Annotated in this window: 18 protein-coding genes; 11 read left to right on the top strand and 7 right to left on the bottom strand. The window is 71.4% G+C overall.

Annotated elements, in window-relative coordinates; all coding sequences use genetic code 11:
- From FAF44_RS40345 to FAF44_RS40355, 3 genes are all read right to left on the bottom strand, one after another.
- The coding region (locus FAF44_RS40345; protein WP_237108656.1) for a polynucleotide kinase-phosphatase at positions 1–2,393 on the bottom strand (2,393 nt) is incomplete at its 3' end.
- Entirely contained in the window at positions 2,377–3,963 is a 1,587-nt protein-coding gene (locus FAF44_RS40350; protein WP_237108657.1) for a 3' terminal RNA ribose 2'-O-methyltransferase Hen1, read from the bottom strand. The genes FAF44_RS40345 and FAF44_RS40350, both read right to left, overlap by 17 nt.
- 44 nt (positions 3,964–4,007) lie before the next feature.
- Positions 4,008–4,922 carry an LLM class F420-dependent oxidoreductase gene (locus tag FAF44_RS40355; RefSeq protein ID WP_237108658.1) on the bottom strand — a complete coding sequence of 305 codons (915 nt, stop codon included), beginning with the start codon at positions 4,920–4,922 and terminating at the stop codon, positions 4,008–4,010.
- A 121-nt stretch (positions 4,923–5,043) separates the two neighbouring features.
- Here FAF44_RS40355 and FAF44_RS40360 point away from each other — a divergent pair, with 121 nt between their 5' ends.
- The 9 genes from FAF44_RS40360 to FAF44_RS40400 all read left to right on the top strand — a co-directional run bounded on the left by FAF44_RS40360 (position 5,044) and on the right by FAF44_RS40400 (position 15,324).
- Positions 5,044–6,573 (top strand): hypothetical protein, encoded by a 1,530-nt coding sequence (locus FAF44_RS40360; RefSeq protein WP_237108659.1) that lies wholly within the window; start codon positions 5,044–5,046, stop codon positions 6,571–6,573.
- 48 nt (positions 6,574–6,621) lie between these two features.
- Positions 6,622–7,737 (top strand): sensor histidine kinase, encoded by a 1,116-nt coding sequence (locus FAF44_RS40365; RefSeq protein ID WP_237108660.1) that lies wholly within the window; start codon positions 6,622–6,624, stop codon positions 7,735–7,737.
- Positions 7,737–8,843 (top strand): sensor histidine kinase, encoded by a 1,107-nt coding sequence (locus FAF44_RS40370; protein WP_237108671.1) that lies wholly within the window; start codon positions 7,737–7,739, stop codon positions 8,841–8,843. The genes FAF44_RS40365 and FAF44_RS40370 overlap by 1 nt, the downstream gene beginning before the upstream one ends.
- Positions 8,840–9,439 carry a response regulator transcription factor gene (locus tag FAF44_RS40375; protein WP_237108661.1) on the top strand — a complete coding sequence of 200 codons (600 nt, stop codon included), beginning with the start codon at positions 8,840–8,842 and terminating at the stop codon, positions 9,437–9,439. Before FAF44_RS40370 ends, FAF44_RS40375 begins: the two co-directional genes overlap by 4 nt.
- 350 nt (positions 9,440–9,789) lie before the next feature.
- Entirely contained in the window at positions 9,790–11,547 is a 1,758-nt protein-coding gene (locus tag FAF44_RS40380; protein WP_237108662.1) for an ABC transporter substrate-binding protein, read from the top strand.
- Positions 11,548–11,625: 78 nt separating this feature from the next.
- Positions 11,626–12,621, top strand: a complete 996-nt coding sequence (locus FAF44_RS40385; RefSeq protein WP_237108663.1) for an ABC transporter permease — start codon at positions 11,626–11,628, stop codon at positions 12,619–12,621.
- A complete protein-coding gene (locus FAF44_RS40390; protein ID WP_237108664.1) occupies positions 12,618–13,502 on the top strand; it encodes an ABC transporter permease in 885 nt (294 codons plus the stop codon). Before FAF44_RS40385 ends, FAF44_RS40390 begins: the two co-directional genes overlap by 4 nt.
- A complete protein-coding gene (locus FAF44_RS40395) occupies positions 13,499–14,440 on the top strand; it encodes an ABC transporter ATP-binding protein (protein WP_237108665.1) in 942 nt (313 codons plus the stop codon). The genes FAF44_RS40390 and FAF44_RS40395 overlap by 4 nt, the downstream gene beginning before the upstream one ends.
- On the top strand, positions 14,440–15,324 hold the full coding sequence (locus FAF44_RS40400) for an ABC transporter ATP-binding protein (protein ID WP_237108666.1): 885 nt from the start codon (positions 14,440–14,442) through the stop codon (positions 15,322–15,324). Before FAF44_RS40395 ends, FAF44_RS40400 begins: the two co-directional genes overlap by 1 nt.
- Here FAF44_RS40400 and FAF44_RS40405 read toward each other — a convergent pair.
- From FAF44_RS40405 to FAF44_RS40415, 3 genes are all read right to left on the bottom strand, one after another.
- Positions 15,314–15,994 (bottom strand): DUF6879 family protein, encoded by a 681-nt coding sequence (locus FAF44_RS40405; RefSeq protein WP_237108667.1) that lies wholly within the window; start codon positions 15,992–15,994, stop codon positions 15,314–15,316. The two genes, FAF44_RS40400 and FAF44_RS40405, sit on opposite strands and share 11 nt — an antisense overlap.
- Before the next feature lie 89 nt (positions 15,995–16,083).
- Positions 16,084–16,698: a DUF1707 domain-containing protein gene (locus FAF44_RS40410; RefSeq protein WP_237108668.1), complete on the bottom strand. Its 615-nt coding sequence runs from the start codon at positions 16,696–16,698 to the stop codon at positions 16,084–16,086.
- A 3-nt stretch (positions 16,699–16,701) separates the two neighbouring features.
- Complete coding sequence (locus FAF44_RS40415) at positions 16,702–17,439, bottom strand: PadR family transcriptional regulator (protein WP_237108669.1); 738 nt, start codon at positions 17,437–17,439, stop codon at positions 16,702–16,704.
- Positions 17,440–17,741: 302 nt separating this feature from the next.
- On the opposite strand from FAF44_RS40415, the gene FAF44_RS40420 reads away from it, so the two are divergent.
- Together FAF44_RS40420 and acnA are read left to right on the top strand one after the other, a co-directional pair.
- Positions 17,742–18,470 carry a metal-dependent hydrolase gene (locus FAF44_RS40420; RefSeq protein ID WP_237108670.1) on the top strand — a complete coding sequence of 243 codons (729 nt, stop codon included), beginning with the start codon at positions 17,742–17,744 and terminating at the stop codon, positions 18,468–18,470.
- Between the two features lie 144 nt (positions 18,471–18,614).
- Positions 18,615–21,347, top strand: a complete 2,733-nt coding sequence (gene acnA, locus FAF44_RS40425) for an aconitate hydratase AcnA (RefSeq protein WP_308193463.1) — start codon at positions 18,615–18,617, stop codon at positions 21,345–21,347.
- Between the two features lie 147 nt (positions 21,348–21,494).
- Here acnA and FAF44_RS40430 read toward each other — a convergent pair.
- The coding region (locus FAF44_RS40430) for a neutral zinc metallopeptidase (RefSeq protein ID WP_308193464.1) at positions 21,495–22,216 on the bottom strand (722 nt) is incomplete at its 5' end.

Here is a 22,216-nt window from a genome sequence, read left to right on the forward strand (position 1 = left end):
TCCGCCAGCCGCGACAGCGCCTCCAGCCCGAGGACGTGCTCGCGCAGCGCCAGCGAGCGCTTCTTGCCGAGGAAGCGCCGCCGCAGCACGTCGAGCGACTCGGTGTAGTCGGGGCCGTAGATGATGCGCAGGTACTCGCGTCCGCGCACCTTGACCCCCGGCTGCACCCGGCCGGGCGCGTACGAGGCGGGCTTGACCACCATGCCCTCGCCCCCGCCGGCCGTCATCGACTCCCACCACGCGGTCGCCTCCGCCCTGGACTCCGGCGAGTCCAGCGAGACGAAGACGTGCCGGGTCTGGGTGATCAGCGGCGCGTCGAGCGCGGCCAGGGTGGCCAGGTGCCAGGCGTGCGGCTCCAGCGCCGTGGCCCGTCCCTCGCAGGCCAGGATCTGGAACGGCGCCACCCGGATCCCCTCCAGGCCGTCGACGGGCCAGCAGTAACGGGCATAAGCGTCGCGGAACAGGGCAGCGTTGTGGTGGCGGCGCCGGGTGCGGTCGAGCAACTCGCTCACACCCAGCCCGCGCCCGGCCGCCGCCTCCAGGGCCGAGACCGCTTCGGGCAGCGCGGCCCGCGCGGCGGCCCCCACGGAGGCGTACTGCGACCTGATCAGCTCGCCGGCCTTGGCCGACCACGGCAGCAACTCGCAGTCGAGCACCACCCAGTCGGACTCCAGCTCCGCCCAGAGCGGCTCGCACGCCTGCCGCAGCCGCTCCACCAGCGGCCCGGTGTCGGCGAAGAACGGCCGCCCGGTACGCGTGTAGAGCGCGCCCGCACCGCCGTCGGTCACGCCGAACCTGGCCGCGGCCACCTCCGGCGTACGGCACAGCACGGCCACCGCCCGCGACCCCATGTGCTTCTCCTCGCACACGACCTCGCGCACCCCGGCCGCGGCGTACTCCTCGAACGCCTCGTGCGGGTGCTCCAGGTAGCCGTCGAGCCTGGACGTCTCCGGCGGGGCCATGGTCGGCGGCAGGTACACCAGCCAGCGCGGGTCCACCGCGAAACGGCTCATGACCTCCAGCGCGGCGGCGGCGTTCGGTTCCATGATCTTGACCCGCGCGCCGAACCTGGTCTCGACGTGCCGGGTGCCGATCACGTCGTTGATGTCCAGCATGCCCGGGTCGCGGCCGGCGGTGGCCGCCAGGGGCTTGGCCGGCTCGTACCAGACCTTCTCCGCCGGGACCTGGACGAGCTGCCGCTCCGGGTAGCGCAGCGCGGTCAGGTGGCCGCCGAACACGACGCCGGTGTCGAGGCAGATCGTGTTGTTGACCCACTCGGGACGGGTCGTCGGCGTGTGGCCGTAGACGACCATGGCCCGGCCGCGGTACTCGTCGGCCCACGGGTAGCGGACCGGCAGGCCGTACTCGTCGGTCTCGCCCGTCGTGTCGCCGTACAGGGCGAACGCGCGCACCCGGCCGGAGGCGCGGCCGTGGTACTCCTCCTTGAGCCCCGCGTGCGCGACCACGAGCCGGCCGCCGTCCAGCCGGTAGTGGCTGATCAGGCCGTCCATGAACATCCTGGCCCGCTCCACGAACTCGGGCGGCTGCGCGGCGAGCTGGTCGAGCGACTCCCGCAGGCCGTGCGCGACCGTGACCTTGCGCCCGCGCAGGGCGCGCACCAGCTTCTGCTCGTGGTTGCCGGACACGCAGATCGCGGTGCCGGCCTCGACCATGTCCATGACCAGGCGCAGCACGCCCGGGGTGTCGGGGCCGCGGTCGACCAGGTCGCCGACGAACACCGCCGTGCGGCCCTCCGGGTGCCGCGGCACCGCTCCGTCCGGCCGCCAGCCCAGCTCGTGCAGCAGCGTCTCCAGCTCCGCGCGGCAGCCGTGCACGTCGCCGATGATGTCGAACGGGCCGGTCAGCTCGGTCCTGTCGGACCACGACTTCTCGTACGTGACCCGCGCGGCGTCGATCTCCTCCAGGCCGCGCAGCACGTGCACCCGCCGGAAGCCGTCGGCCGAGATCTTGCCGAGCGAGCGCCGCAGGTCCTTGCGCTGCCTGATCACCACACCCGGGCCGAAGGGACGGTCGGGGCGGGCGCTGTTGCGCTCGATCGCGACGTCCTCGGGCACGTCGAGGACGATCGCGTCGGCCAGCACGTTGTGTCTCCTGGCCAGGTCGATGAGGCTGCGCCGGGCCGCGTACTGGACGTTGGTGGCGTCGACCACGGTGAACAGGCCCCTGGCCAGGCGCACGCCGACGATGTGGTGCAGCAGGTCGAAGGCCGCCGGGGTGGCCGACTGGTCGGTCTCGTCGTCGGAGACCAGGCCGCGGCAGAAGTCGGAGGAGATGACCTGCGTGGGCTTGAAGTGCCGGGCCGCGAACGTGGACTTGCCGCTGCCCGACACGCCGACCAGCACCACGAGGGACAGCTCAGGAACGCTGATCACGGGTGAACACTCCCATCTGGGTCGGCGGGCCGAGCTCGGGGTCGTCGTCGCCGACCGGGACGAAGGAGACCTGGTAGCCGTACAGGGCGGCCACCCGGGTGGCCCAGCCGGTGAACTCGGCCCTGGTCCACTCGAAGCGGTGGTCGGGGTGGCGCAGCCCGGTCACGAACGCGTAGCGGACGTTGTACTCGGTGTTGGGCGTGGTGACGATCACGTGGCGGGGCTTGGCGCGGCCGAACACGACGTGTTCGAGCGCGGCCAGGCGCGGCGGGTCCACATGCTCGACCACCTCCATGAGGACGGCGGCGTCGTAGCCGGACAGCCGCTTGTCGGTGTACGTCAGCGCGCCCTGGAAGAGTGTGAGCCGGGCCCGCTTGGCGTCGGGCATGCGCTCGAGGCGCAGCTTGCGGGCGGCGATGGTGAGCGCCATCGGCGAGGCGTCCATGCCGCCGACCCTGGCGAAGCGGGGCCTGGACAGCAGCGCGCCGACCAGCTCGCCCTGGCCGCAGCCGAGGTCGATCACGGCGGTCGCGCCGAGCTCCTCCAGCTTGGCCAGCACCGCCTCCCGCCGCAGCACGTTGAGCGGCCTGGACCGGGGCTCGGGCGGCGACTCAGGCAGCGGCTCAGGTGTGGGCTCAGGTGGCGGCTCCGTCGTGTCGCTCTGAGCCTCGGCCTCGGCGGCCTCGGTCTCGGCGGCCTCGGTCTCGGCGGCCTCGGTCTCGGCGGCCTCGGTCTCGGCGGCGGCGGCCTCGGCGGCGGCGGCCTCGTCCGCGGCGGTCGTGCCCTCGGGCGCGTCCTCCTCGACCGCGGGCTCCAGCTCCTCCTCGGTCTCGTCGCCCAGCTCGGCCAGCCTGGCCAGCGCCGTACGGGCGAGGGCCCAGCGCCGGCCCAGGTAGCGCCGGGTGATCAGGCCCCGCTCGGGGTGGCCGCCCAGCCAGCCTTCGCCGGCCCGGATCAGCTTGTCCACCTCGTCGGGCGCGACCCAGTAGTGCTTGCCGTCGTCGAGGACCGGCAGGAGCACGTAGAGGTGGTTGAGCGCGTCGGCCAGGCGGGCGGTGCCGCGCAGGGTCAGCCCGACATAGCGGGACTCGCCCCATTCGGGGAAAGCCTCGTCCAGGGGCACGGGATGCGCGTCCACCTCCCAGCCGAGCGGCTCGAACAGCCGCCGCGCCAGGTCGGGACCGCCCCGGCAGGGCAGCGCGGGCAGCCGCAGCTCCAGCGGCAGCGGCGTGCCGGGCAGCTCGGGACGGGCCTTGCACCGCCCGGCCCGCGCCGTGCGGAACACGTCGGCCAGCGACACGGCCAGCAGCGACGAGGCCGCGTACGGGCGGTCGTTGACGTACTGCGACAGGCTGAAGTCGGGCGAGCCCTTGCCGCGCGACCTGACCAGCGCGATCGGATCCACCTCGAGCATGAGCGCCACCGTGCAGCGCTCCTCGGCCGCCTCCGGATAGAACACCGTGGCCGTGCCGAACGACTGGCCGAACTCCTGCACCCGCTCAGGATGCTTGTGCAGGAGAAAGCCGAGGTCGGTGGCGGGCCTGGCGGTGGTCGTGATCGTCAGCAGCACGCCCCAAGTCTGCCGTAACCGCGCGAAGCGCCGCCAACCGATTACTACACGTGCGGAAGCACCTCGGCGGCGATCAGCTCCAGGTGCTCCAGGTCGCCCAGGTCGAGGATCTGCAGGTAGACCCGCTCGGCCCCCAGTTCGGCGAGCCTGCCGAGCTTCTCCACCACCTCGGCGGGCGTGCCCGCGAGGCCGTGCTCGCGCAGGGCGTCGGGGTCCTCGCCGATGGCGGCGGCGCGCCGTTCGACCTCCGCCCGGTCCGCCCCGACCACGGTGGTCTGCGCCACCGACAGCCGCACGGCGCGCCCGGTCTCCTCGCACGCCTTGCGCACCCGGCCGAACGCCTCACCGGTGTCGGCCGGGGTGCGGAACGGCACGTTGTACTCGTCGGCGTACGTGGCCGCCAGCCGCGGCGTGCGCGTCGCCCCGAAGCCGCCGATGATCACCGGCGGGCGCGGGCGCTGGACCGGCTTGGGCAGCGCGGGGGAGTCGGCCAGGCGGTAGTAGCGACCTTCGAAGGAGTAGCCCTGCTCCGACGTCCACAACCCGGTGACGATCTCCAACTGCTCCTCGAAGCGGCCGAACCGTTCGCCCAGGGGCGGGAACGGGATGCCGTACGCCGCGTGCTCGCCGTCGTACCAGCCGGTGCCGAAGCCCAGCTCCACCCGGCCACCGCTCATCTGGTCCACCTGCGCCACGGTGATCGCCAACGGCCCCGGCAGCCGGAACGTGGCCGGGGTCACCAGCGTGCCCAGCCGGATTCTGGAGGTCTCCCTGGCCAGGCCGGCAAGGGTGATCCAGGCGTCGGTCGAACCCGGGCCCTGGTCGCCGGGGCCGATGCGCTGGTAGTGGTCAGAACGGAAGAAAGCGTCGAAACCCAGGCGTTCGGTGGCCTGGGCGACGGCGAGCAGGTCGTCATAAGTCGCGCCCTGCTGGGGCTCGGTGAAGATCCGCAGCTTCATGGTCCACATTATCCGCGCAGAACGGACGCAAACCGGAAACCGGCCGCGCCGCGCCGCCCGGCTTGCTAGTGTCCACCCTACCAATCGCCGTACGTAGCCGACCGACCACTCGGGGTGGCCCATGTCTCGGCACCAACGGGAGCCCGGCCTGCTCCCGAGACCGCTCGCCGTCCTCGGCGCGCTCGTACTCACCGCCGGTACCGTCACGGCGGTGCGCCTGCTGCCCGCGGGCGCCGCCGCACCGCCGCCGCAACGCCTGCAGGCCGCGCGCGCGCCGGCCCCGTCGCCGCCGGCCGACTGGGCGGTGACCTCGGCGACCGCGGCTTTCGTGGAGTTCGTGGACACCGCTCGCGAGCCCACGTTCGACCTGCCGGAGCAGGCCCGCCGCACCGGCGTGCGCCAGTACGTCCTCGGCCACCTCGTCGCCGGGGACGACGGCTGCTCACCCAAGTGGAGCGGCACCCGCGAGTCGCCCGCCCGGAACCGGCCGACAGGCCAGGACGAGCCGCCCGGCCAGGACGAATCTCCTGAACGGGACCGATCACCCGGCCAGAACCGATCACCCGAGCAGGACCGATCGCCCGGCCAAGGGCAGCCGCTCGGCCAGAGCGACGGGTTCGAGCAGAGCGACCTGTTCGGCCAGGGCGACTCGGCTCGGCAGAGTGATTCGGTCGGCCGGGGAGGCTCGGCTCGGCAGAGTGACTCGGCCCGCCAGAGTGATTCCGCCGGCCAGGGAGATTCGACCGGGCAGGGAGATCCGGCAGAGCCTGGGGGCCCGGCAGGGCAAGAGGACCTGGCAGAGCGAGGGGACCCGGCGGAGCGCGGGGACCAGGGCGGGGCGGATGGCCCGGCCGGTCGTGGGGGCACCTCCGGTAGGAGCGGAACGGCCGAACCGAGCGCTCCCCCCGATTCCGCCGAGCCGAGCGCTCGCCCCGGATCCGCCGAATCGAGCGCTCGCCCCGGATCCGGCCGGACCGCCGCGCTGCTCGACCCGGGCCGGAACCCGGTCGCCAACCGCATCGGCCGGCTCAGGGCGATGGGCGGCGACGCGGCCCCCGTCTTCGGCGGCCCCGGCGGCGAGGAACTGGCCGCCACCTGCACCAGGCCGGGCGGGCTCACCGCCGCCTACCGCCGCGTGGTGGGCGCGTTCGACGCCGCCGCGGTCGACTTCGAGGTGCGCGACAGCGCCGACCGGGCCGCGGTGCTGCGCCGGGCGCGGGCCATCCAGGCGGTGCAGCACGAGCGCGGGCTGCGGGTCAGCTTCACGCTGCCGCTGCGCCGGTCCGGGCTGACCCCCGGCGACGTCGAGATGTTGCGCGCCACCCGCGACGCGGGCGCGGAGGTGGGCACGGTCAACCTGCTGGCCCCCGTCGAGGCGCGCGGCACGCACCGGGCCCGCCTGGGCCGGATGGCGGAGGCCGTACGGGCGGCAGGGGAGCAGATCGCCGACGCCCAGGGCCTGGACGACCCCGGCCAGGCGTGGCGGCGCATCGCGCTGACCCCCGTCCTGTCGGACGAGGCCGACCTGGACGAGCGCGACGCCCGCACGCTCACGAGCTACGCCGCCCGCCACGGCCTGGCCTGGTTGTCACTGCGCGGAGTCACCCCGAAGCCGGACGTGTCCCGAATTCTTTGGCGACTCACACCCTGAAGATAGGATTCCGCTGACCGGGGAGTTCGTCAGGGCAGGGAGGGCGTGATGGCGACGCGTCCCGAAACCGCGCGGAAGATCCTGGTGTACTGGATGGACGCCTCCATGGCGTTGCTGTTCGTCATGTGCACGATCGCCGTCGTGGTGGCGGGCATGGAGGGCGTGATCCCCGCCGCGCGGGTGGCGGTCGTCGTGGCGCTGCTGGCCGCCTTCTTCGGGCTCGCCCCCTTCGTCATGCGGGACGCCTACGAGCAGGTCCGCAGGCCCACGCCGAAGCTGCTGATCCTGGGGCTGCTGGCCGCGGCGCTGACCGTGATCATCCCGGTGGACAACGCGGTGCGTTCCCTGTGGGTGGACGTCGGGGCGGTGTGGGTGGCACTGGCCTCCCTCTACCTGCGGCTGTGGACCACGGCCTGGCTGAGCGCGGTCGTCGTCCCCCTGGTCACCTTCTACGTCGCCCTCATGACCGATCTGTCGTGGCCGGTCCTGCTGCTCACGGAGTCGGTCAACACCGTGCTGCTGGTCCTGACCATGCGCATCTGGCGCTGGCTCTGGTGGGTGATCAGGGACGCCCACCGCAGCCGCGCGGCCAGGGCCCGGCTGGCGGTGGCGGAGGAGCGCGTGCGCTTCGCCCGTGACCTGCACGACCTGCTCGGGCGCAGCCTGTCGGTCATCACGCTGAAGAGCGAGCTGGCCGCCAAGCTGGCGACCAAGGACCCCGACCGGGCCGCCGCCGAGATGACGGCGGTGCGCGGGCTGGCCGGCGAGTCGCTGTTCGAGGTGCAGCAGGCGGTGCACGGCTACCAGCTTCTCGACCTGGACGAGGAGCTCGACCGGGTGCGCGCGGCACTGGCGGCGACCGGGGTGAGCTGCCAGATCGAGGCCAGCACCGACGAGCTGTCGCAGGCGGCCAGGACCCTGCTGGCGTGGGCGGTGCGCGAGGGCGGCACCAACGTCCTCAAGCACAGCACGGCCACGAGGTGCGCGATCAGGATCGACGGGGGCGTGCTCGAGATGCTCAACGACGGCGTGACAGGACGTCCGGGCACGCCCGGCAGCGGACTGCGCGGCCTGTCGGAGCGGCTGGCCACGGCGGGCGGCTCGTTCTCCGCCGGGCCTGCGCCGGGCGGGGAGTTCCTGCTGCGGGCGGTGGTGCCGGCGTGATGGCGTTCGACCGGGTACGTGCCGCGCCGAAGCTGACCAAGGTCCGCTGGCTGGTCGTCTACTGCACGAACATCATCGTGGTGTTCACGCTCGTGGGCTTCGTCGACCTGCAGGCCCGCTGGGCGGCGGGGGTGGCGTGGCCGATCCTCGCGGCCGGCGCCGTGTTGCTGCTGGTCTTCTTCGTGCTGAGCCTGCTGCCGTTCGGCGTCGCCGTCCGGGGCGGTCCGCGGCCCACCGCCATCCTCGCGATCATGGGCGTGATCGCCGTGGGGCTGGCGGTGTTCGGGCTGGTCTGGTTGCTGCCCACCTGGCTGGGGATGCTGGCCGCCTACGTCCGCAAGCGCACGATCGTGGTCCTGTCGCTGACCTTGATCGTGGCGGTCAGCGGGTACGCCGGGCTGATGGCCGGGTTCGACATGCTCGTGCTGGTTCCCGTCCTGCTCCTGCTCACGGTGATCTGCGTGGGCGCGGTGTGGGCCAACCTGGTGCTCTGGCGGCTGGCCCAGGAGGCGCACGACGGGGAGGAGGCCCTGGCCAGGCTGGCGGTCTCGGAGGAGCGGCTGCGTTTCGCCCGCGACCTGAACGACCTGCTCGGGCAGAGCCTCACCGACGTCGCGGCCCGCACCGAGCGCGCCGAGCACACGCTGCGCGCCGACCAGCAGGCCGCCGCGGCCGAGATGTTCGAGGTGCGCGACCTGGCCAGGCGGTCGCTGCGCGAGGTGCGCACGGTGGTGCAGAACTACCGGGCCATCGACCTCGACGAGGTGCTGGCGAGCGTACGGGCGGTGCTGGAGGCGGCCGACGTGCGCTGCACGGTGCGCGCGGACATCGGCGCGCTCCCGCCCGAGACCCGGACGCTGCTGGCCACCGTGCTCCGCGAGGGCGCGACCAACGTGCTCAAGCACAGCAAGGCCGAACGCTGCTCGATCACGATCGAAAATGGGGTGCTGGAGATGTCGAACGACGGCGTGAGCGGGCCGGTGGGCGAGCACGCGCCCAACGGCCTGGCCGGGCTGGCGCAGCGGGTGCGTGCGGCGGGCGGCACCCTGGAGGCCGAACCCGGCCAGGGCGGCCGGTACCTGCTGCGGGCGGCGGTGCCGGCATGACCACCCGCGTGCTGCTGGCCGACGACGAGCACCTGATCCGCGGCGCGATCGCGGCCCTGCTCGACCTGGAGGACGGCATCGAGGTCGTCGCCCAGGTGGGCAGGGGCGACGAGGTGATGGCCGCGGTCGCCGAGCACCGTCCCGACGTGGCGGTGCTCGACATCGAGATGCCCGGCATGGACGGGCTGAGCGCGGCCGAGCAGATCAGCTCCGAGTGCAAGATCGTCATTCTGACGAGCCTGGGCCGGCCCGGCTACCTGCGCCGGGCCATGGCGGCGGGCGTCAGCGGCTTCCTCGGCAAGGACGCCTCGGCGGAGGAGCTGGCGATGGCCATCCGCAAGGTCCAGTCCGGGGGCCGCTACCTCGACGCGGAGCTCGCGGCGGCGGCGATGGCGGCCGGCGACAGCCCGCTGACCGAGCGCGAGCGCGACGCGCTGCGCCTGGCCGGGGAGGGCGCCACGATCGCCAGGATCGCCGCCGAGCTGCACCTGACGGAGGGCACGGTGCGCAACTACCTGTCCAGCGCGATGACCAAGCTCAACGCGCAGAACCGGCTGGAGGCGATCCGCACGGCCCAGCGGATGGGCTGGCTCTGACCGGCGAGCGCCCGCACTCGGCGCGGGCGGCCTCGTAGGAACGGGAGGCGGCGAGCCCACCCGCTGAGGGCGTTGAACCGGTTAGCCGCGGGCGGGTGAGAGCGGCTGCGGGGGCACGTCTCGAAAGCGTCACAGGTCTTGACTGCGCGGACATGCGGAATTTACGTTCGCGGTACTTATCCGGTTCAGCAAGCCCGCTACGGGCTTGCGGCTACTTTGAACAGAATCGCTCACCGGTCATCATGCGCGGGCGTCTTTGTGCCGGCGCTGGGAGCGCTCCCAGGCCGGTCTCGTCGGGGTCTGACAGGTGCACGTACCTCCGCGCCGGGCGCGGAGGAAGGAGAGAAGCGATGCGTAACCGGGCTCGGATCATGATTCCGCTCGTGGCGGCGGGCCTGCTCGCCGCCGCCTGTTCAGGCGGCGGAGCCACGCCGACCCCGCCGGCTTCCCAGTCGCAGAGCCAGGGCGCGCCGGCCGGCGCCAACCCCGACCAGTTGCCGCGCAACGAGACGCTCTACACCACCGGCACCCAGTGGGGGCCGCCGCCCAACTTCAACCCGATCAGGGAATGGGACTCCGCCGTCGGCACCAAGGGCCTGGTGTACGAGACGCTGTTCCACTACGACCCCAACGCGGCCAAGCTCAACGGCTGGCTGGCCGAGAGCGGCTCGTGGACCGGCGACACCACGTACGAGGTCAAGCTGCGCCAGGGCGTCAAGTGGTCCGACGGCCGGCCCTTCACCGCCAAGGACGTCGTCTTCTCCTTCGAACTCGGCAAGATGGAGACCATCCCCTACCACCACCTGTGGGACTGGCTGAAGGCCGTCGAGGCCGCCGACGACCAGACCGTGACGTTCACCTTCGCCAAGGCCAACTACCAGCAGTGGGACTTCAACCTGTACACCCGCTCCATCGTCCCCGAGCACATCTGGAAGGACCGCCCGGAGAAGGAGGTGCTCGACGGGATCAACGAGAACCCGGTGGGCACGGGCGCGTACACGTTCCTCAGCAAGGACCAGGACCGCGTGGTCCTACAGCGGCGCGACGACTGGTGGGGCAAGACGGCGCTGAACATGGAGCCCAAGCCGCGCTACATCGTCGACATCGCCACCCCGAGCAACGAGGTCGCGATGGGCATGCTGCTGCAGAAGGGGCTGGACCTCAGCAACAACTTCCTGCCCGGCGTGGCCAACCTGGTCAAGGGCAACTTCGGGCTGACGACGTTCTACAACGAGCCCCCGTTCATGTTGTCGGCCAACACCGCGTGGCTGGTGCCCAACACGACGAAGAAGCCGATGGACGACCCGGCCTTCCGCAAGGCGCTGGCCTCCTCCGTCGACGTCAAGAAGATCGTCGAAGGCGTGTACGGCAACCTCGTCAAGGCCGCCAGCCCGACCGGCCTGCTCCCGCAGTGGGACGCCTACGTGGACCAGGGCGTGGTCTCCTCGTCGGGCTTCGCGTTCGACCCGGCCAAGGCCAAGAAGCTGCTGGCGGACGCCGGCTACAAGGACGGCGACGGCGACGGGTACGTCGAGAACAAGGACGGCTCCAAGATCGGCCTGACCCTGATCGTGCCGTCCGGCTGGACCGACTGGATGGAGTCGGCCAGGTCCATCTCCGCCAGCGCCAAAGCCGCCGGGATCCAGATCACGCCGGAGTTCCCCGACTTCAACGCGCTGGTCGAGCAGCGCGCCAAGGGCGACTTCGACCTGCTCATCAACAACGAGCGGCAACTGTCGAACTCGCCGTACACCTACTACGAGTACATGTTCCAGCTCCCGGTGCAGAAGCAGCAGAACACGGTCAACTTCGCCCGCTACCAGAACGAGCAGGCGTGGGCGCTGGTCCAGGACCTCGACCAGATCAAGACCGACGACGCCGAGGGCATGAAGAAGGTCATCTCCCAGCTCCAGCAGATCCATCTCGACGACATGCCGGTGATCCCGCTCTGGTACAACGGCCTGTGGGCGCAGTCGAGCACCAGCGTGTGGAAGAACTGGCCGGCCGCGGCGGGCGGCGCGCCGAAGACCGGCGCCGTGATGTGGCGCAACTGGCTCGAGCTCGGCGGGTTCGAGACCCTCACCCAGCTCCAGCCCGCGGCCTCCTGACGAGCCGGCCGGACGAACCCCCACCCCTCCGCCCCGCCGATCGCCGGGGCGGAGGGTTCCTCCCGGAGACAAGGACACGTGCGTCGCTATTTCAGCAGGAAACTGCTCATCTACGGACTGACCTTCTTCGTCGCCGTCACGGTCAACTGGATGATCCCGCGCTTCATGCCGGGCGACCCGGTCGCCAGCATGGTCGCGCGGGCCAACGTCAACAAGCCCGAGGCCGTGGAGGCCATGCGGGCCTACTACACCGGCCTGTTCGGCCTCGACCAGCCGCTGTGGCAGCAGTACGCCAACTTCTGGGGGGCCCTGCTGCGGGGTGACTTCGGGGTCAGCATCTGGCTGTTCCCGACGCCGGTCAGCGAGGTGATCACGCGGGCGGTGCCGTACACGCTGGCCCTGATCGTGCCGTCGGTGCTGCTGAGCTGGGTGGTGGGCAACCGGTTCGGCGCGTACGCGGCCCGCCGCCGGCTGCTCGACAACACCGTGCTGCCGGTGGGGTACGTGCTGACCGCGATGCCGTACATGTGGCTGGCCGTGCTGCTGGCCTGGGCGTTCGGGGTGATCCTCGGCTGGTTCCCGGTGGCCGGCGGCTACAGCTTCTCGATGCGGCCCAACTGGTCGGTGACGTTCCTGCTCGACCTGCTGCACCACTGGGCGCTGCCGTTCCTGTCGCTGTTCCTGGTGGCGCTGGGCGGCTGGGCCATCGGCATGCGGAACATGATCATCTATGAGCTGGAGTCCGACTACTCCAACTACCTGGCCGCGCTCGGCGCGCCCAGCAGGCTCATCCGCAGGTACGCCTTCCGCAACGCCGTGCTGCCCCAGATCACCGGCCTGGCCCTGCAACTGGGCGTGCTGGTGGCCGGCGCGCTGGTCACCGAGATCGTCTTCGCCTATCCGGGGCTGGGCAGCCTGATCCTCAAGGCCATCCAGAACAAGGACTTCTTCCTCCTCCAGGGCACGTTCCTGTTCATCGTGCTCGGGGTGCTGATCGCCAACTTCATCATCGACATCGTCTACGTCGTGGTCGATCCGCGGACCAGGGCGGGAATGGCGGGTGCGCAGGCATGAGCGCGCTTCAGGAAGTCGCGCCGCCCGAGCGGGCCGGGGTACGGCGCGAGGCGCTCTACTTCGCGGTGCGCAACGGCAAGCTGATGGCCGGGTTCGGCATCGTGCTCGTGCTGCTCCTGCTGGGCCTGCTCGGGCCCGTGCTGTTCACGGACGCCCCCAACGAGTACGGCCCCCAGCCCATGAGCCCGCCGTCGGCCGAGCACTGGTTCGGCACCACCACGTTCGGCCAGGACGTGTTCACGCAGTTCGTGCACGGGCTGCGCAGCACGTTCGCGGTCGGCGTGGTCGGCGGCGGCATCGCCGCGGTCATCGGCATGCTGGTCGGGTTCGTGGCCGGCTACCGCGGCGGCGTCGTGGACGAGATCCTCAACATGCTGACCAACGTCATCCTCGTCATCCCCACGCTGGCCGTGCTGCTGATCGTCAACGCCTACCTGGGCATCCGCAGCGTGGCCGTGCAGGGCCTGTTCATCGGGCTGACGCAGTGGCCGTGGGCGGCGCGGGCGATCAGGGCGCAGACGTTCTCGCTGCGTACGCGCGAGTTCGTGGACCTGGCCAGGATGAGCGGCGCGGGCACCGGGCGGATCATCGCCAGGGAGATCGCGCCGAACATGAGCTCCTACCTGTTCATGACGTTCATCCTGCTGTTCGGCGGCTCGGTGCTGATCGCCTCCTCGCTGGACTTCATCGGCCTCGGCCCCACCGAGGGCGTCTCGCTCGGCCTGATGCTGCAGAACGCCAACCAGTGGAGCGCCCTCCAGCTCGGCCTGTGGTGGTGGTTCGTGCCGCCGGGCGCGGCCATCACGGCCGTCGTGGGCGCCCTGTACGTGGCCAACGTCGGGCTCGACGAGGTCTTCAACCCGAAGCTGAGGGAGACATGAGCCTGCTGGTCAGCGAGCTGAAGGTGCACTACAGGACGCTCAGGGGAGACGTGCGCGCCCTGGACGGCGTGACGTTCGGGCTGCGCGACGGCGAGATCCTCGGCCTGGTCGGCGAGTCGGGCTGCGGCAAGAGCACGCTGGGCAAGTCCCTCATCCGCATGGACGGCCGCATGCGCCGCGCCGGCGGCACGGTCGTCCTCGACGGCCGCGAGCTGCCCATCGACGACGACCGCGCGATGAACGCGTTCCGCTTCCGGGAGGTCTCCCTCATCCCGCAGTACGCCATGAGCGCGCTCAACCCCACCCGCAAGCTGCGCAGGATGGTCGGCGAGCTGCTCAGGTCGAGGGGCGCCCCGCTCGACGCCGAGGAGCTCGAACGCCGGATGTCCCAGGTCGGCCTGCCCCGCGAGGTGCTCGACCGGTACCCGATCGAGCTGTCGGGCGGCATGAAGCAGCGCATGGTGATGGTCATCTCCACGCTGCTCGACCCGTCGCTGCTGATCGCCGACGAGGTCACCTCCGCGCTCGACGTCTCCACCCAGAAGGCTGTGGCCCGCGCCCTGCTCGGCTTCCGCGAGCGCGGCTACGTCAAGAGCATGATCTTCGTCACCCACGACATCGCGCTCACCCACCACATCGCCGACACGATCATGGTCATGTACGCGGGCAGGCTCGCCGAGAAGGCGCCCGCCGACGTGATCGTCAAGAAGCCGCGGCACCCGTACACGCGGCTGCTGCTCGACGCCCTGCCCGAGGTCGGCGTCCGCTACGCCGACCGCAGGCTGGAGGGCATCGCGGGCAGCCCGCCGTCGCTGCTGGACCCGCCACCAGGCTGCCGCTTCCGCGCGCGCTGCCCGATCGCGGGCGACGAGTGCGCCGAGGACCCGCCGGTGGCCGAGCTAACCCCCGGCCACCACGTAGCCTGCTGGAAGGTCTGATGCTGAAGCTCCGCGACGTCACCAAGGAATTCCGGGTCGGCGCCTTCGGCGGCAGGAGCGTCCGGGCGGTCAAGGGCGTGAACTTCGAGGTGGCGCCCGGCGAGGTCGTCTCGCTGATCGGCGAGAGCGGCAGCGGCAAGAGCACGCTCGGCCGGATGATCCTCGGCCTCAACCCGGTCACCAGCGGCTCGATCACCTTCGACGACCTGCCGGTCCGGGCCGGCAAGGAGTACTACCGCCGCGTCCAGGGCATCTTCCAGGACCCGTTCAGCTCCTTCAACCCGGTCTTCAAGGCCGACCGCGTGTTCGGCATGATCAAGGAGACCTACCATCCGGCCGTGCCCGCCGCCGAGTGGGCGGGGCGGGTCGACTCGGCCCTGCGCGACGTGCGGCTCAACCCCGACCAGGTGCTCGGCAAGTACCCGCACCAGCTCAGCGGCGGCCAGCTCCAGCGCCTGCTCATCGCCCGCGCGCTGCTGCTCGACATCAAACTGCTGGTCGCCGACGAGATCACCAGCATGCTCGACGCCTCCACCCGCATCGACGTGCTCAACCTGCTCGCCGAGCTGAAGGCCAGGGGACTCGGCGTGCTGTACATCACGCACGACCTGTCGCTGGGCAGCTACCTCGCCGAGCGCACGGTGGTGCTGCGCCGGGGGAGCGTGGTGGAGATGGGGCCGACCGAGCGGGTCTTCGGCGACCCGCTGCACCCGTACACGCGCGAACTGCTGTCGGCCGTCCCGCGCCTGCACGAGGCGTGGGACGACCCCACGCCCGTGGACGACTGCCCCTACCACCGCGAGGGCGGCTCCGGGGGCCTGTTCGAGGCCGGGCCCGGACATCTCGTGGCCTGCGCCGAACTGGAGACCTGCGTCAGACCCTGAAGCTCTCGGTGCGGTGCGCGTAGGCGGGCAGCGCGGCCCGCATCTCGTCGGTGACCGCCGGCGGCGGCAGCGGCACGATCTCGCGCTCGTGGAAGCCGCGTACGTCCTCGCCCTCGTCGAACAGGGCGCGGACCGCGCGCAGGCAGGGCCCGACGACGCCGGGATCGGTGACGCGCCGCCCGCCGCTCCCGCCGCCGTACTCGTCGTAGAGGACCTCGTACATCAGGGACGGGGAGAAGACGACCAGTTCGGGAAGAGGATCGAGGCAGGCCACGCGGGCGGCGGGCAGCACCCGGCAGGGGGAGCCGGCCGCGGCGCGCAACGCCAGGATGTGCAGCTCCCACTGTAAGTAGGGGGTGATCGGGAACTCGACCACCCGCACCCGCCAGACCGGCTGGCGGCGCTGGAAGTAGTCGGCCAGCGGCGCGGCCATGCCCCCGATGAGGGTCAGCGACCGCTCCCAGTCGCCGTCCATCATGGCCCGCCAGCTCGCCACGTCCGGCTCGTAGAACTCCTGCGCCCGCTCCAGCTTCCACATCGGCTCGGTGCAGGCCGCGTGGTCGCGCTCGAAACCGGCTTGGTACCCCGGCACATCCAGGACGAGGCCGTCCGCGCCCGCGACGGCGGTGAACGGATTCGTGCGGCGGACCGCGGTGCCCTGCTCGGTCATACGGCTTTCCCCTTCGCGTCGAAGACCCGCCCAGATCATCAGGTGAGCCCTTGACGGGGTCAAGGCCCAAAAACGATCAGGGCGGGCCCTCAGCCGCGATGGTGGAAACGGCGGCGGACCAGGCTGAACAGCACGGCCCCCAGCCACAGCACGAGCAGCACCTTGAAGATCCCGGAACCGCCCACGATCAGCCCGACCACCATGAGCGCGAACAGGGCGGGGACGAGCGGGTGCGGCCCGCGGCGACGCTGCCGCCAGTGCTTCATGTCGGGCCCCATGCCCGGGCCCATTTGAGGGCCCTGCCACCCGGCCATCCGGGCGGCGCGGTGCGTCTCCCGCCGCGCCTGGCGCATCGCCTCCCGCTGCGCCCGCTGCCCGTGCCGCATGGCCTGCAACTGCGCGCGCTGGGCGTGCATGGCCGCGTGCCAGTCGCCCATCTCGTACGGCGAGGCGGGCTCGTCGTAGGCCGGCTGCTGCCCGGGCAGGTCGGCCGTCACCTGCGCGAGGTCGCGGACCGTCTTGGCGGCCAGCGTCCGGTCGAGGCGCTCGTCGAGCTCCTCGTGGGTCAGGCGGCCCTGCGCGAAGTGCTCGCGCAGGGCCTCCATCGTCCGCTCGCGCTCGGCGTCGCCGATGCGGAGATCGTTGTGGTCCATCCCAGACTCCTCGCTCTCCCCGTACCGGCGGTCGGTTGCGACGCCGGTCATGCGCTACTCCTCGCCCGGGTCGCCGTCGGCCAGGATCTGGTAGAGCTTGCGCCGGGTCTCAACCAGAGTCTTACGCGCTTCGCGGATCTGTGCGTCGTTCCCGGTCTGGAGAACCTGCATCATGGCGAAGGCCGACTGGCGGGCGATGTGCCAGAGGTCGGCGGTGTTGTCGTCGATGTCGGGGCGCATCTCGTCCCACGGGGCGCGCACCTCGTCGGCGTGCGCGTCGATGTAGGCGCGGCCCTCGTCGGTGAGACGGAAGGTCTTGCGGCCCTCGTTCTCCACCGAGACGACCAGGCCCTCGTCGGTGAGCTGCTGCAACGCCGGGTAGACGGCGCCGGGGCTGGGCTTCCAGCCGCCCTCGCTGCGCTCGGCGATCTCCTGGATGATCTGGTAGCCGTTGCGCGGCTCCTCGGCGAGCAGGGCCAGGATCGCGGCGCGGACGTCGCCCCGCTTGGCCTTGCGGCCCCTGCCGCCCCAGCCGCCGTGGTGACCGCCGCCCCACGGCCCGCCGGGGCCGCCGAACGGGCCGCCGCGCCCGAAGTCGAACGGGAACGGGCCGGGCCCGCCCCTCCTTCCCCGTTGTCGCCGGTCGTGCGGCCCGCCGTGGCCGCCCCGCCCGCCGAGGTGCTCGCCCATCTGCCCGAAGGCGTCGGTCATGGCGTGCAGGGACTCGCGGAGCGCGCGCTTGTACTCGTGTGCGCCGGGCCAGGGCCCGCTCGCTGCGATGTGGTGCGTCATTGAAGGTTCCTCCTATATCGCGATCTGTTCTCGATGCGTCAAAGATATATCGATAGTGTGTCGTTAGCAAGCCTCTCCGGAGAGTGAGCCAGATCACGAAAAAGTTGCGGAATCCGGGAACAGGATTGGCGAAGGGCTCGTTGTTCAGAGCAGACGAGGTCGTTCCGCGTCGGCAGGGCTGGGGGGTGCTGTCGCCGCGGAGGCGACCTCGTCTGCGTTTGCGGACCCATCGGGGTCACATCCATGTGGCCGCGCGACCCGCGGCGGCGCGTAAAGGACTCCTTTGCCGTACAGTCCCGATCATGATGGGGCACACGCACGCGATGACCGGGGCCATCGCCTGGCTGGGGCTGGCTCCTCCCCTGGCGGCGCTGCCGCTGCTGAACGAGTCCTCCCGCTTCATCGAGACGGGCGTCATGGCCACCGCGCTCAGCCCCGCCGAGCTGATCGCCGGGGCGATCATCTGCGCCGGGGCCGCGATGCTGCCCGACCTCGACCATCCGAGCGCGACGATCGCGCAGACCTTCGGGCCGGTCACGTGGGGGCTGAGCAAGTTCGTCTCCTGGATCGCCGGCGGGCATCGCGGGGCCACCCACTCGCTGCTGTTCGCGGTGCTGTTCGGGCTGGGGGTGCACTGGCTGGCGGGCGCCTATCCGATCGCCCGCGACATCATGGTGGTGCTGCTCATCGGCCTGGCGCTGCGGGCCATCGGCGTCGGCATCCCGGGCAACAAGCTCGGCTCGATCATGATCAACATCGGCATGACCGCGGGCCTGTACGCCGTGTTCCGATCGCTCGACGTCGGGTACGCCTGGCTGGGGCTCGCGGTGGCGGTCGGCTGCTTCATCCACGTGGTGGGCGACTGCATGACCGAACGGGGCTGCCCGGTGTTGTGGCCGCTCGGGGCCAAGTTCGTGCTGCCGTGGAAGATCGGCATCAAGACGGGTAAGAAGTTCGAGCAGAAGATCCTGGCGCCGGTGTTGTCGGTGGCGATCGTCGGATTGCTGTTCTGGCGGCTCGCGCCCGTTTAACTTGATGTCGAGATACTCTGCGGATATCTTGATATCAAGACATCCGCCGCGGCCTGCTGGTTAGGGTTACCTAACGTGCTGTGTGGTCCGGCCGTGCGGCAGGATTCTGTGTGGAAAACCTGTCTATGGAGGAGGCGAATCACCGTGTCCGCGAACAGCTTCGGCAGCCGTGACACGCTGCGCGTCGGCGACGCGTCGTACGAGATCTTCCGGCTGGATGCCGTCGAGGGCGCCGCACGTCTCCCGTACAGCCTGAAGATCCTGTTGGAGAACCTCCTCCGCACCGAGGACGGCGCCAACATCACCGCCGACCACATCCGGGCACTGGGCGACTGGGACCCCGGCGCGGCGCCGAGCGTGGAGATCCAGTTCACCCCCGCGCGCGTCATCATGCAGGACTTCACCGGCGTGCCGTGCGTGGTCGACCTGGCCACCATGCGTGAGGCGGTGCGCGACCTGGGCGGCGACGCCGCGCGGATCAACCCGCTGGCCCCGGCCGAGATGGTCATCGACCACTCGGTCATCGTCGACTACTTCGGCCACCCCGACGCCTTCCAGCGCAACGTCGAGCGCGAGTACGAGCGCAACCGCGAGCGCTACCAGTTCCTGCGCTGGGGGCAGACGGCCTTCGACGAGTTCAAGGTCGTCCCGCCCGGCACCGGCATCGTCCACCAGGTCAACATCGAGCACCTGGCCCGCGTGGTCATGATCCGCGACGGCAAGGCCTACCCCGACACCTGCGTCGGCACCGACTCCCACACCACGATGGAGAACGGCATCGGCGTGCTCGGCTGGGGCGTCGGCGGCATCGAGGCCGAGGCCGCGATGCTCGGCCAGCCGATCTCCATGCTCATCCCGCGCGTGGTCGGCTTCAAGCTCAGCGGCAAGCTGCCCGCCGGCGCCACCGCCACCGATCTGGTGCTGACCATCACCGAGATCCTGCGGGGCCACGGCGTGGTCGGCAAGTTCGTCGAGTTCTACGGCGAGGGCGTCTCGTCCGTGCCGCTGGCCGACCGGGCCACGATCGGCAACATGAGCCCCGAGTTCGGCTCCACCTGCGCGATCTTCCCGATCGACGGCCAGACCATCGACTACCTGCGCCTGACCGGCCGCTCCGAGGAGCAGATCGCCCTCGTCGAGGCGTACGCCAAGACGCAGGGCCTGTGGCTCGACCCGGCCGCGGGCGAGCCGGTCTTCTCCGAGTACATCGAGCTCGACCTGAGCACCGTCGTCCCGTCGATCGCCGGGCCCAAGCGTCCCCAGGACCGCATCGCCCTGTCGGCCGCCAAGGCCACCTGGCGCCACGACGTGCAGAACTACGTGGCCGACGGCGTCGACGAGGCCATCGCGGAGAGCTTCCCGGCCTCCGACTCGCCGGCCTCCAACGCCCGCGCCAACGGCAGCCGGCCGCACAAGCCGGTGCCCGTCACGCTGGCCGACGGCACCTCGTTCGAGATCGACCACGGCATCGTCTCGATCGCCGCGATCACCTCGTGCACCAACACCTCCAACCCGTACGTCATGCTGGGCGCGGCCCTGCTGGCCCGCAACGCCGTCGAGAAGGGCCTGACCCGCAAGCCGTGGGTCAAGACCTCGCTGGCCCCGGGCTCGCAGGTGGTCACCGGCTACTTCGAGCGCTCCGGCCTCCAGCCGTACCTCGACAAGATCGGGTTCAACCTGGTCGGCTACGGCTGCACCACCTGCATCGGCAACTCCGGCCCGCTGCCGCCCGAGATCTCCGAGGCCGTGCAGGCCAACGACCTGGCCGTCACCGCGGTGTTGTCCGGCAACCGCAACTTCGAGGGCCGGATCAACCCCGACGTCAAGATGAACTACCTGGCCTCGCCGCCGCTCGTGGTGGCCTACGCGCTGGCCGGCACCATGGACCTCGACCTCGACACCGAGCCGCTCGGCCTCGGCAGCGACGGCGAGCCGGTCTACCTGCGCGACATCTGGCCGTCGCCGGAGGCGATCACCGCGGTGGTCAACTCCTCGATCGGCCGCGACATGTTCGAGCGCGACTACGCCGACGTCTTCAAGGGCGACGACCACTGGCGCTCGCTGCCGATCCCGACCGGCAACACCTTCGAGTGGGACCCCGACTCCACCTACGTGCGCAAGGCGCCCTACTTCGACGGCATGCCGGAGAAGCCGGAGCCCGTCACCGACGTCAAGGGCGCCCGGGTGCTGGTCAAGGTCGGCGACTCGGTCACCACCGACCACATCTCGCCGGCCGGCTCCATCAAGGTCGGCACCCCGGCCGCGCAGTACCTCCAGGCCAACGGCGTCGAGGTCAAGGACTTCAACTCCTACGGCTCGCGGCGCGGCAACCACGAGGTGATGATCCGCGGCACGTTCGCCAACATCCGCCTGCGCAACCAGATCGCGCCGGGCACCGAGGGCGGCTACACCCGCGACTTCACCCGGCCCGAAGGCCCCGTGTCGTTCATCTACGACGCCTCGGTCAACTACGCCGCGGCCGGCACGCCGCTGGTCGTGCTGGCGGGCAAGGAGTACGGTTCCGGCTCCTCGCGCGACTGGGCGGCCAAGGGCACGGCCCTGCTGGGCGTGCGCGCCGTCATCGCCGAGTCCTACGAGCGCATCCACCGCTCCAACCTGATCGGCATGGGCGTGCTGCCGCTGCAGTACCCGGAGGGCGCCTCGGCCGAGGCGCTGGGCCTGACGGGCGAGGAGACGTTCGACATCACGGGCGTCGAGGAGCTCAACAAGGGCACCGGCATCCCGCCGACGGTCCACGTCAAGGCCGGCGACGTCGAGTTCGACGCGGTGGTCCGCATCGACACGCCGGGCGAGGCCGACTACTACCGGCACGGCGGCATCATGCAGTACGTGCTGCGCTCGCTGCTCGCCAAGTGAGCTAGATCTTCCCGTGCGCCCGCCCGGTCATGAGCCGGGCGGGGGCCGGGGGTTGGGGCGTGATCCTCACGCGCCCCGTCTCGGGGGAACCACCCGACACCTGAGAGCCGCCTCGCGGGACACCCCCGCAGGGCGGCTCTCGTCGTGTCAGGAGACCTGGGAGGCGGGGGCCCGCCAGGTGTCGCAGGCGGCGGGGGCGGCCGTGTCGAGGCCGCGCTTGAGCCAGCGGGCCCGGCTCGCGCCGCTGCCGTGCGTGCGGCGCTCGCCGTCGTCGCCGGAGGCCCGCACGGTCTCCCGCAGCGCCTCCCAGTCGTGTCCGGTACGGGCGAGTGACGCGCGCACGCTGCCCAGGAACACCCCGGCCAGGCAGTCGGCCTGCAACTCGAAGCGGCGTCGCGACTCGGCGCGCGTGGCCGGGCGGGCGCGGTACCTGGCCTCGTAGGCGCGCCGGAGGCCGGTGAGGGTCTGCACGTGGTGGGCGTACTCGTGGGCGGCGACCTTGACCGGGTACAGGTCGGTGCGCCCGTCGATCCAGCGGCCGGTCAGCGGGAAGACCAGAGTCTTGGTGGGGTGGCAGTAGAAGGCGTCCACGTCCGCCACCGGCACCCCGCACACGGTGCCGTGCTCGGCGTGGCGGACGGCCGGCCGTTGGAAGCGCGTCCCCGTCCGCGCGAGGTAGGCCGACCACGACCGGTCGAGGCAGCTCACGACCGTGTCGAGGTATTCGCGGGTGCGCGGGATCCCGCCGGTGCTGAGCGGCGGCTCGGGGCAGGCGGTGGCGGCGAGCTTGCCGGCCCGCTTCGGGAACGGGGCCGGGGCGGCGTGCGCGATCTGCGGGGTCAGGGCCGGGAGGGCGAGCAGCGCGGCGA

The sequence above is a fragment of the Nonomuraea sp. MG754425 genome (genome assembly GCF_021699195.1).
GTDB lineage: Bacteria > Actinomycetota > Actinomycetes > Streptosporangiales > Streptosporangiaceae > Nonomuraea.